Below are 9,511 nucleotides of genomic sequence, written 5' to 3'. Positions count from 1 at the left end.
GGCCTCGGACACCCCCGAGGCCGCGCCGGGCGCGGCGAGCACGTCGGTGGTGGTCACTTGACGGAGACCTGCGAGACGTCGAGGACACCGGTCCAGTCGCTGATGACGACGTTCTTGACGTCCTTGCCGTACAGGCGCTTGTAGACCGGGTGCACCAGCGGCACGGTCAGCGCCTGCTCACCGATCTTCTTGTCCAGGGCGCCCCAGCGCGTGGCGGCGGCCTGGAGGTCGGTGAGCTTGTTGATCTCGTCGATCTCCTTGTTCACGGCCGGGTCGTCCAGCTGGGCGCTGTTGAAGTTGTAGCCGTCCTTGACGATCTGCCGTCCGTCGAAGATCGGGGCGAGGAAGGGGCCGCCGGACGGCCAGTCGGCGCCCCAGCCGGTGAGGAAGAAGCCCGGCTCGGTCTTCACGCCGTGGATCTTCTCGCTGTAGGCGCTGGACTCCAGGCCGTCGAGCTTGACGGTGATGCCGGCCTTCTTCAGCGCGTCCTGCAGGGCGGTGGCGACCTCGGGGCCCTGTTCGTCGCCCGAGCTGCTGTCGTGGGAGAGGGTGACGGTCAGGCCGTTCGGGTAGCCGGCCTCCTTCAGCAGCTCCCTGGCCTTGGCGGCGTCGCCGCTCTTGCCCGCCGGGAAGGGGTCGTAGGGCGTGTAGCCGAAGGACTTCTGCGCGGGCAGGAAGGTGGTGGCGGCCTCGGCCAGGGAGGAGCCGCCGAGGGCGTTGACGACGGTGGTCCGGTCGGTCGCGTAGGCGATGGCCTGGCGCACCTTGGGGTTGTCGAAGGGCTTCACCTTCGGGTTGAAGGCGATGTAGTCGGTGTAGCCGAAGTGGCCGGTGCCGACGCGGCCCGCCAGCTCCTTGTCGCCGGTGATCTTGGCGAGTTCGGCGGCGGTGAGGTTGGTGTCGGTGGTGACGGCGGCCGCGTCCTTGCCGGAACCGCCGGACAGCCGCTGGTTGATCACGGCGGCGTCGAGGCCGGAGCGGACGTCGATGCGGTCCGGGTAGGCCTTGCGCTCCTCGTCGGTCTTCGGGTCCCAGTGGGTGTTGCGCTCCAGGACGAGGTGCTCGCCGTCGTTCTCGTTGCCGACGACCTTGTAGGGGCCGGAGGAGAACGGGTGGTTCTCGTACTTGGTGCCGGTGTCCTTGGCCTTCGGCACGGGGGCGAAGGAGGTCTGGGTGGCCAGGAAGGGGAAGTCGCCCTCGGGCTTGTTCAGGTGGAAGACGATGGTCTTGGCGTCCGGGGTCTCGATGGAGTCCAGGCCGTCCTTGTCCTTGTACGGGCCCGGGTAGTCCTTGCCGCCGATCAGCCAGTCGCGCAGGTAGGGGGCGCCGCCGGAGAGCTCGGCGGCGAAGGAGCGCTCGATGCCGTACTTGATGTCGGCGGTGGTGATCGGGCTGCCGTCCTCGTACTTCAGGCCGTCCTTGAGGTGGTACGTCCAGACGGTGGCGTCCTTGTTGGGCGTGCCGGTGTCGGTGGCGAGGTCCGGGACCACCTTGGCGCCGTCGGCGCCGTTCTCGCGGTTGCGGGTGGTCAGCGTGCGGAAGACCAGGCCGGGTATGTTGCCGCCGCCGGAGGTGTAGAGCCGGGCGGGGTCGAAGTCCTCCTGCGGGCTCTGGTTGAGGACGTAGAGCGTGCCGCCCTTGGCGGGCTTGCCGTCGGCCGCCGCCTTGGCCCCGCTGTCCTCCGGGCCGCACGCGGCGGCGCCACCGGTGATCGCCAGGACGACGGCGGCCGCTGCGAGGCGGCGGGGTGTGACGGACAGATGAGACATCGAAGATCCCTTTCGCGGCTGCGAGATGGAGAGGGCGGGGCTGGGAAAGGCCCGCAGGCAGCGGCGACGGCCTCATGCGAGAGGCCGTGAAGGATCGATCATGCGTCGAGCACTGTGCCCACGGGCTGAGAGGTCCGGGGCGAGGGGGAAGACGTGCCCTTTACGCGCCCGGCACCGTGGAACACCGACACAGGATGTCGGCCACGCTGTGCCCGGCCACGCCGATGAGCGCCAGCTCGATGCTGGCGTCGGCTTCCGAGGCGGGGCTGTGCGGCATGCCGGAAACATTGAACGATGAATCGCTCGATGTCAAAAAGCCGGGGCGGTTCCCGCCTCGGAGGCAGGACCCGCCCCCGGGTCGCCCGGAACCGGGCCGAGGCCGGGCTTGACCAGGGCTTGACCAGGGCTTGAGCCGAGCAGGACCAGGCCCGGGCCCTGCCTAGCCCCGCGGGTAGGGCCAGGCGTTGGGCTTGCAGGTCACGCCCGCGATGGACAGGAACTTCGTCTGCTGCATCATCACCGGGGCGAGGGCGCCCTGCTTGGGACAGACCACGTGGTTGTAGCCGAGCCGGTGCCCGACCTCGTGGTTGATCAGCATCTCCCGGTAGGCGAACATCCTGCCGGGACCATAGGTCTCCGACCCCTGCGCCCAGCGATAGGCGTTGATCATCGTCCGCGGAGTCGACGCCGCGTCACATGACACATTGTCAACCGTCGTGTCCAGTCCGGACCTCGCACACCACTCGGCCGTGGTGCGCGGACTGGCCAGGGTGATGACGATGTCCGCCGGGCCCGTTGACACCCGTTCGAACCTGCGGGCACCGGCGTGCGCCCAACTCCGCTTGTCGTTCAGCGTCTTGTAGACGGCGTCCGCGAAGAGGCGGCTGTTCAGCGGCAGCCCCTTCTCGACGTCCACCCGTACGCGCAGCAGCTTGCCGTCCTTGCCCGGGGCCTGGCGGTGGCCGCTCACGGTCTCGAATTTCCCGCCCAGCTTCACGTCCTGGTCGAGCGGGTACAGCCGGGCCATCGCCTGGTCGTAGGTGAGCGGGGCGGCGACGGCGGAGGGCGAGGCGGAGGGGGCGGTGGAGGGGGTCGCCCGGCCCTGGGAGCGGGAGGCGGAGTCGTCGGCGGCGCGGCCGGCGCCCGGCGCCCCGGCGGCGTCCGGGTGACGCTTCTCACCCCCGGAGGCCACCTGGCCCGCGACGACGACGGCCAGCACGGTCACGACCGCGGCGGCCGCGGCGCCGCTGAAGGCGCGAGTCTTGACGCTCTTCTTGGGCCGTTCGGGTTGCTCCCCGGTCTCCTCGGCCTCCCCGGCACGCTCGGCGGGTGCCCCGGGCTCCGCGGAGAGGTCGAAGGCCGCGACGAACTCCTGCCGCGGGCCGGGGACGGTACGGGGCCCGGCACCGGGCGCGGTGCGCTGGCGCGGGAAGCGGGATACGCGCGGCGCGGCGGGGGCACTCGCGTCGAGGGGGTCGTCGTCCTCCGGGTACTCCGTGCCGAGCGCGGTGTCCGCCAGCTCGGCGGGCCGGGTTCCGCGCGGCGTGCGCGGTGACGCCCAGGAACCGGCACGGCCCCAGGCCGCGTGCTCCCGGTGCTCGGGGTGTCCGTGACCCGGGACGTCGTGGTGTCCCTGCGCGGCGTCGCCGGGGCGGAAGCCGTCCCATCCCCCGGGCGCGGGGGTGCCGGGCGCCTGGCCCGGTCCGCCGGGGCGCGGCGGGGTGGTCGTGGCCGGGCCGGAACGCCGGCGGCGGCCGGTGCCGGCGTTGCCGCCCCCGGATATGCCCGGTACGTCGTCGCGGCGGCCGTCGCGGCCGCCCGGTGCGCTGTGCCTGCCCATGAAGTCAGTGATCCGTCCGCGCGTCCGTGGCGTCCAGCAGTTCGCGGAAGGCCCGCGCCACCGCATCGGGGTGCTCCATCATCGCGACGTGCCCCGTGTCGGGGAGCATCAGCAGCCGCGCGTCACGGAACGTCCGGGCGGCACGGTACGCCATCCGGGAGGAGACCAGCTTGTCCCGGCCCCCGTACACCAGCAGGGTTGGCGCGAGCACCCGCTCGGCCTGCCGCCACAGGTTGTGCTGGCCGCCGAGCGAGTAGGCGTCGAGGATGCCGCGCGCGGAGCGGGACAGCGCGTCCCAGAAGTACGGCAGCGCCATCCGGCGCTCGTACTCCGAGGCGTGCTCGGCGAAGGACTCCTCGCTGACCTTCGACGGGTCGCCGTAGCAGAGCGCCAGCAGCTGCCGGGTGTGCCGCTCGGGGGGCCAGTCCCGGGTGGCCCGGCTCAGCAGCGTCGGCACGCCCGGCAGCCCGAGGGCCCCGGTCGACCACGCGGACCGCTGCGGCGGCAGCTCGGGAAGCGCGGGCGAGACCAGCGTCAGGGTGCGGACGAGGTCGGGCCGGGCCGCGGCGACCTTGGTCACCACGGCACCGCCGAGCGAGTTGCCGAAGAGGTGCACGGGCCCGCGCCCGGAAGCCTCCAGCAGGCGCACGACCGCGCGCGCGTGCCCCCCGATCGAATAGTTGCCGTCGTCCGGCGGCGGGGAGTGCCCGAAGCCGGGCAGATCCAGGGCCTCGCAGGCCACCCGGTCCCCGATCAGCCGCATCAGGGCCGACCAGTTCGAGGACGAACCGCCCAGGCCGTGCACGAAGAGCGCGGGCGGCAGCCCGTCGGCCTGCTCCGCCCGCGCCCGTACGGTCAGCGTCAGGCCCGGCAACATCACGGACCGCACCGCCTCGCCGTCCCCGGCTCTCGCTCCCGAGGGTGGGACGGGCACGGCGGAGAGCGCTGCTTCGGGGGACTCCGTCGAGGACATGGGGCAATGTTACGAGGTGATCACGCGTGCGCTTGTGTGTTCGCCCTCACACGCGCCGCGGGGATTTTCCGCCCCTCCTGTCACTCTGCACCCCTCACCCCTGTCTCCTAGGCTCACAAAAGGGGAAAGAGGGGGACAGTGGGTAGCAGCGGGGGACCCGCAGCGCACGACCAGATGGGAGGTGCCCGTGTCCGACGACATCGAGACCTTCGACGATGACGTCATCGACGACCTGGAGGACGCCGAGGCCGACATCGAAGCCCCCGAGGCGGACATCGCCGAACAGCACCTCGAACTGCTGCAGCACCGCGATGTCCCGATCACCGAACGCCCGGACGACGCCGATCCCGCCGACGTGGCGGACCAGCGCAGGGTGGTGGAACTGGACGAGGACGACTATCGCTGAGTTCCACTTGGTGAGAATGTGCGTTCGCACAGCGCATGGCCCCGCTACCGAAAAGTACGATGGCACCCGCAGCGCAGAACGACATCACTTGGGAGGCGGCGTGACAGCCATCGAGCAGACTGAGGCGCGCCCTCGCGGCACACGCCTGCCGCGCCGGGCTCGGCGAAACCAGCTGCTGGGCGCGGCCCAGGAGGTGTTCGTCGCCCAGGGCTACCACGCCGCCGCGATGGACGACATCGCCGAGCGGGCGGGCGTCAGCAAGCCCGTGCTCTACCAGCACTTCCCCGGCAAGCTCGAGCTCTACCTGGCCCTGCTGGACCAGCACTGCGAGGCCCTGCTCGACGCGGTGCGCACCGCACTGGCCTCCACCACCGACAACAAGCAGCGCGTGGCGGCGACCATGGACGCCTACTTCGCGTACGTGGAGGACGAGGGCGGCGCCTTCCGTCTGGTCTTCGAGTCCGACCTGACCAACGAGCCGGCCGTCCGCGAGCGCGTCGACAAGGTCGCGCTCCAGTGCGCCGAGGCGATCAGCGAGGTGATCGCCGAGGACACCGGTCTGGCCGAGGAGCAGTCCATGCTGCTGGCGGTGGGCCTGGGCGGCGTCTCGCAGGTGGTGGCCCGCTACTGGCTGTCCAGCGGCAGCTCCATGACCCGCGAGACCGCGGTGCAGTTGCTGACCTCGCTGGCCTGGCGCGGCATCGCCGGCTTCCCGCTGCACGGCGCCGAGCACTGACCACCGCTCGGCGGCTGTTCGCTCTGGGCGTGCCCGTCGGCCCGTGCCCGGGTGCCGGGCGCGGCTAATGTGTCCTGCGTACGGCGCGATTTCCAACCGCGCACACCGCAGACCGTTCGGAGGGACGAAAGCCGTGGAGGTCAAGATCGGCGTGCAGCACGCGCCGCGCGAGATCATCATCGAGAGCGCGCAGACGGCCGAGGAGGTCGAGAAGGCCGTCGCCGAGGCGCTCACCGGCACCGGCAAGCTGCTCAGCCTCACCGACGAGCACGGCAAGCGCGTGCTCGTGCCGGCCGACCGGCTGGCCTATGTCGAGATCGGCGAGCCGGCGACGCGCCGGGTCGGCTTCGGCGCCCAGCTCTAGCCGCCGCTCCCGACCGGGAACACGCACGGCGGGTCACCCCCGAATGGGGTGACCCGCCGTTTCGCGCTCCGGCCCCGCGGGGTAGGACCCGTGCGACCGAAGTCCTCCGGGAGGGGCCGCCGCCATGCTGTGGGAATCGATCGCGTTCGCCGCTGTCGGGCTCGCCGTCGCGTATGCCGCGACCCGGCTGCTCCCGCGCCGCCGCCTCGCGGCGGCGACGCTCGTGCTCGCCACGGGTCCGGTCGCCGCCCTCGTGGGCGGTCTCATCACCCGTACCGTCCTCGGCTCGGACCGGTTCCTGATCAACCTCGCCGTGTCGGTGGGGGTCGCGGCCGCCCTGCTCTCGCTGCTGGTGCGCTCGCCGCGGAGCGCCCGTCCTTCGTCGCCGCGGACCGCCTGAGCGGACCGGTCAGGCGGCCAGACCGAGCGCCGCCATGCGCTTGGTGTGGGCCTCGGTGATCCGCGTGAACATCCGGCCGACCTCCGCCAGGTCGAAGCCGTCGGCGACCCCGCCGACCAGCATCGTGCTGAGCGCGTCCCGGTCCGCCACGACCCGCTGCGCCTGCGACAGCGCCTCGCCCATCAGCCGGCGCGCCCACAGTGCGAGCCTGCCGCCGACCCGGGGCTCGGCCTCGATGGCGGAGCGCACCTTCTCCACGGCGAAGGAGGCGTGGCCGGTGTCGTCGAGCACGGCGAGCACCAGCTCACGGGTGTCGGCGTCGAGCCGGGCGGCGACCTCGCGGTAGAAGTCGGACGCGATGGAGTCGCCGACGTACGCCTTGACCAGGCCCTCCAGCCAGTCCGACGGGGCGGTCAGGCGGTGGAACTCGTCGAGCGCGGCGGCGAAGGGCTCCATCGCCGCGGTCGGGTCCGCCTCGATGATGGTCAGCCGCGCGCGGAGCTGCTCGAAGTGGTGGAACTCGGCGGACGCCATCGCCGCGAGCGCCGCCTTGTCCTCCAGGGACGGCGCGAGCTTCGCATCCTCCGCCAGCCGCTCGAAGGCGGCCAGCTCGCCGTAGGCGAGGGCCCCGAGCAGGTCCACGACCGCCGCCCGGTACTGCGGGTCCGCGGACGCGGCGGCCCAGTCCTTGGCGGCGATGGTCGTCTCGGCGGGGGTGTCGGCGGGGGTGTCTGGCGTCTCCATGTTGCGCACAATAGCCAACCCCACCAGTGCGGCAACCATCCCGTACGGCCCGCCGCGCGGATGCCGCCACGTGACCTGTCCCACGGACCGGAAAATCCATCCGCCGCGGGTGCGTGATTCCGGGGTACAGTGATATGGACCCGCCAGGTGACCCGGCGGGTCACGCATGAATGGATGCCCGGTCGGTGGCCCGATCGGCTCCTACCGACCGCCCTCCTCACATGGGGAGGGGGACAGATTCGCGGCGCGCACGAGGGCAGAGGTCCCGCGCACCTCGGCCACCCACGGCCGGATGGCAATCCGCGCGGTCAGCGCAGTTCCTTGCGCCCGACCCTCCCCGGAAACCGCTCGGCGCCGCGTCCCAACAGAAGAGGCAGCATCCTGACCACCGCCACGACTTTCCGCGATCTGGGGATCCTCCCCGAGACCGCCGAGGCCCTCGAGGCCGTCGGCATCACCACTCCCTTCCCGATCCAGGAGATGACGCTCCCCGTCGCCCTCGCGGGCAACGACGTCATCGGCCAGGCGAAGACGGGCACCGGCAAGACCCTGGGCTTCGGCCTTCCGCTCCTGGAGCGGGTCGTCGTCCCGGTCGACGTCGAGGCGGGGCGCGCCAAGCCGGAGGACGTCGTCGACGGTCCTCAGGCCCTCGTGATCGTCCCGACCCGTGAGCTGTGCCAGCAGGTCACCAACGACTTGTTGACCGCCGGCAAGGTGCGCAACGTCCGCGTCCTGGCGATCTACGGCGGCCGCGCCTACGAGCCGCAGGTCGAGGCCCTGAAGAAGGGCGTCGACGTGGTCGTCGGCACCCCGGGCCGGCTGCTGGACCTGGCGGGCCAGAAGAAGCTCAACCTGCGCCACGTCCGCGCGCTCGTCCTCGACGAGGCCGACGAGATGCTGGACCTGGGCTTCCTCCCCGACGTCGAGAAGATCATCGACATGCTGCCGGCCAAGCGGCAGACGATGCTCTTCTCCGCGACGATGCCGGGCGCCGTCATCGGCCTCGCCCGCCGCTACATGTCGCAGCCCACGCACATCCGGGCCACCGCGCCGGACGACGAGGGCGCGACCGTCGCCAACATCACCCAGCACGTCTTCCGCGCCCACTCGCTGGACAAGGCCGAGCTCGTCTCGCGGGTCCTGCAGGCCGAGGGCCGCGGTCTGGCGATGATCTTCTGCCGCACCAAGCGCACCGCGGCCGACGTCGCCGAGCAGCTCGAGCGCCGCGGCTTCGCCTCCGGCGCCGTCCACGGCGACCTCGGCCAGGGCGCCCGCGAGCAGGCGCTGCGCGCCTTCCGCAACGGCAAGGTCGACGTCCTGGTCTGCACGGACGTCGCCGCGCGCGGCATCGACGTCGAGGGCGTCACGCACGTGATCAACTACCAGACGCCGGAGGACGAGAAGACCTACCTCCACCGCATCGGCCGCACCGGCCGCGCGGGCGCGTCCGGCACCGCGATCACCCTGGTCGACTGGGACGACATCCCGCGCTGGCAGCTGATCAACAAGGCGCTGGACCTGCCGTTCAACGACCCGGAGGAGACCTACTCCACGTCGTCCCACCTCTACGAGCTGCTCGGCATCCCCGAGGGCACGAAGGGCGTGCTGCCGCGTGCGGAGCGCACTCGTGCCGGGCTCGACGCGGAGGAGATCGAGGACCTGGGCGAGACCGGCGGCCGCGGACGCGGCCGTGGCGGCCGCAAGTCCGGCCCGGCCGCATCGGCCGAGGCGGAGGAGCGTCCGGCCCGTACCCGTACGCCGCGCCAGCGCCGCCGCACCCGCAACGGCCAGGCGGTCGGCGCGGCCCCCGCCGAGGCGGAGGCGGTCGTGGAGACCGTCGAGGCCCCGGCGACCGAGGCCCCTGCGCCGCGCCGCCGGCGCCGCACCCGTGGGGGTGCCGGCGCGGCGAACGCGGAGGCCACGACGACTGCCCCGGCGGCCGAGGAGGTCCCGGCCCCGCGTCGGCGCCGTACCCGGTCCGGCGCCGCGGCGGACGCGGAGGCCCCGGCGTCCCAGGCGGCGCCGGAAGCGGCTCCCGCCGAGGGCGAGGGCGAGGGCGCGGCCAAGACCGTCCGCCGTCGTCGCCGCACGCGGGCGGCCAAGCCCGCCGACGAGGCCACCGGCTGACACGGCACGCGCACCGGACGGCCGGGCACCCCCCACCCGGGGTGCCCGGCCCGCCCCGGGCCCGCCCGCGGGGCGCGGCCGGGGGCCGCGGGCCGCCCCCCGCGCCCCCGGGGGGGGGGCGGGGCCGGCCCCGCCGGGGGGGGGGGGGACCC

Annotated in this window: 10 protein-coding genes; 5 read left to right on the top strand and 5 right to left on the bottom strand. The window is 72.8% G+C overall.

All coding sequences use genetic code 11. The annotated features are described in order from the left end of the window. Positions 1-53: 53 nt before the first annotated feature. From AB0F62_RS15770 to AB0F62_RS15755, 4 genes are all read right to left on the bottom strand, one after another. Complete coding sequence (locus AB0F62_RS15770) at positions 54-1,769, bottom strand: ABC transporter substrate-binding protein (protein WP_361797979.1); 1,716 nt, start codon at positions 1,767-1,769, stop codon at positions 54-56. Between the two features lie 160 nt (positions 1,770-1,929). Further along, positions 1,930-2,046: an Ms4533A family Cys-rich leader peptide gene (locus tag AB0F62_RS15765; protein WP_361797976.1), complete on the bottom strand. Its 117-nt coding sequence runs from the start codon at positions 2,044-2,046 to the stop codon at positions 1,930-1,932. A gap of 162 nt (positions 2,047-2,208) precedes the next feature. Continuing rightward, positions 2,209-3,609: a DUF3152 domain-containing protein gene (locus tag AB0F62_RS15760; protein WP_361797973.1), complete on the bottom strand. Its 1,401-nt coding sequence runs from the start codon at positions 3,607-3,609 to the stop codon at positions 2,209-2,211. Positions 3,610-3,613: 4 nt separating this feature from the next. Next, on the bottom strand, positions 3,614-4,582 hold the full coding sequence (locus tag AB0F62_RS15755) for an alpha/beta hydrolase (RefSeq protein ID WP_361797970.1): 969 nt from the start codon (positions 4,580-4,582) through the stop codon (positions 3,614-3,616). 181 nt (positions 4,583-4,763) lie between these two features. Between AB0F62_RS15755 and AB0F62_RS15750 the strand changes: the two genes are divergently transcribed. The 4 genes from AB0F62_RS15750 (at position 4,764) to AB0F62_RS15735 (ending at position 6,488) form a co-directional block, all read left to right on the top strand. Further along, positions 4,764-4,988 (top strand): hypothetical protein, encoded by a 225-nt coding sequence (locus tag AB0F62_RS15750; protein ID WP_361797967.1) that lies wholly within the window; start codon positions 4,764-4,766, stop codon positions 4,986-4,988. Positions 4,989-5,088: 100 nt separating this feature from the next. Next, positions 5,089-5,724 carry a TetR/AcrR family transcriptional regulator gene (locus tag AB0F62_RS15745; RefSeq protein ID WP_361797964.1) on the top strand — a complete coding sequence of 212 codons (636 nt, stop codon included), beginning with the start codon at positions 5,089-5,091 and terminating at the stop codon, positions 5,722-5,724. Positions 5,725-5,857: 133 nt separating this feature from the next. Continuing rightward, a complete protein-coding gene (locus tag AB0F62_RS15740) occupies positions 5,858-6,088 on the top strand; it encodes a DUF3107 domain-containing protein (protein WP_018561495.1) in 231 nt (76 codons plus the stop codon). Positions 6,089-6,212: 124 nt separating this feature from the next. Then, positions 6,213-6,488 carry a hypothetical protein gene (locus AB0F62_RS15735; RefSeq protein WP_361797961.1) on the top strand — a complete coding sequence of 92 codons (276 nt, stop codon included), beginning with the start codon at positions 6,213-6,215 and terminating at the stop codon, positions 6,486-6,488. A 9-nt stretch (positions 6,489-6,497) separates the two neighbouring features. Here AB0F62_RS15735 and AB0F62_RS15730 read toward each other — a convergent pair whose 3' ends face one another. Next, positions 6,498-7,232, bottom strand: a complete 735-nt coding sequence (locus AB0F62_RS15730; RefSeq protein ID WP_361797958.1) for a ferritin-like fold-containing protein — start codon at positions 7,230-7,232, stop codon at positions 6,498-6,500. Positions 7,233-7,712: 480 nt separating this feature from the next. On the opposite strand from AB0F62_RS15730, the gene AB0F62_RS15725 reads away from it, so the two are divergent. Beyond that, positions 7,713-9,359 carry a DEAD/DEAH box helicase gene (locus AB0F62_RS15725; protein ID WP_361798236.1) on the top strand — a complete coding sequence of 549 codons (1,647 nt, stop codon included), beginning with the start codon at positions 7,713-7,715 and terminating at the stop codon, positions 9,357-9,359. Positions 9,360-9,511 lie beyond the last annotated feature (152 nt).

Origin of the sequence: Streptomyces sp. NPDC026673 (genome assembly GCF_040638135.1) — a bacterium.
Classification (GTDB): domain Bacteria; phylum Actinomycetota; class Actinomycetes; order Streptomycetales; family Streptomycetaceae; genus Actinacidiphila.
Note: the sequence above shows the minus strand (reverse complement) of the source record. Positions and strands in the feature narration are given on the sequence as shown.

Bases quoted from the DNA above. Each gene is read 5' to 3' on its own strand.
- AB0F62_RS15735 (WP_361797961.1), top strand. From the start codon at position 6,213: ATGCTGTGGGAATCGATCGCGTTCGCCGCTGTCGGGCTCGCCGTCGCG.
- AB0F62_RS15755 (WP_361797970.1), bottom strand. From the start codon at position 4,582: ATGTCCTCGACGGAGTCCCCCGAAGCAGCGCTCTCCGCCGTGCCCGTC.
- AB0F62_RS15730 (WP_361797958.1), bottom strand. From the start codon at position 7,232: ATGGAGACGCCAGACACCCCCGCCGACACCCCCGCCGAGACGACCATC.
- AB0F62_RS15760 (WP_361797973.1), bottom strand. From the start codon at position 3,609: ATGGGCAGGCACAGCGCACCGGGCGGCCGCGACGGCCGCCGCGACGAC.
- AB0F62_RS15725 (WP_361798236.1), top strand. From the start codon at position 7,713: ATGACGCTCCCCGTCGCCCTCGCGGGCAACGACGTCATCGGCCAGGCG.
- AB0F62_RS15770 (WP_361797979.1), bottom strand. From the start codon at position 1,769: ATGTCTCATCTGTCCGTCACACCCCGCCGCCTCGCAGCGGCCGCCGTC.
- AB0F62_RS15765 (WP_361797976.1), bottom strand. From the start codon at position 2,046: ATGCCGCACAGCCCCGCCTCGGAAGCCGACGCCAGCATCGAGCTGGCG.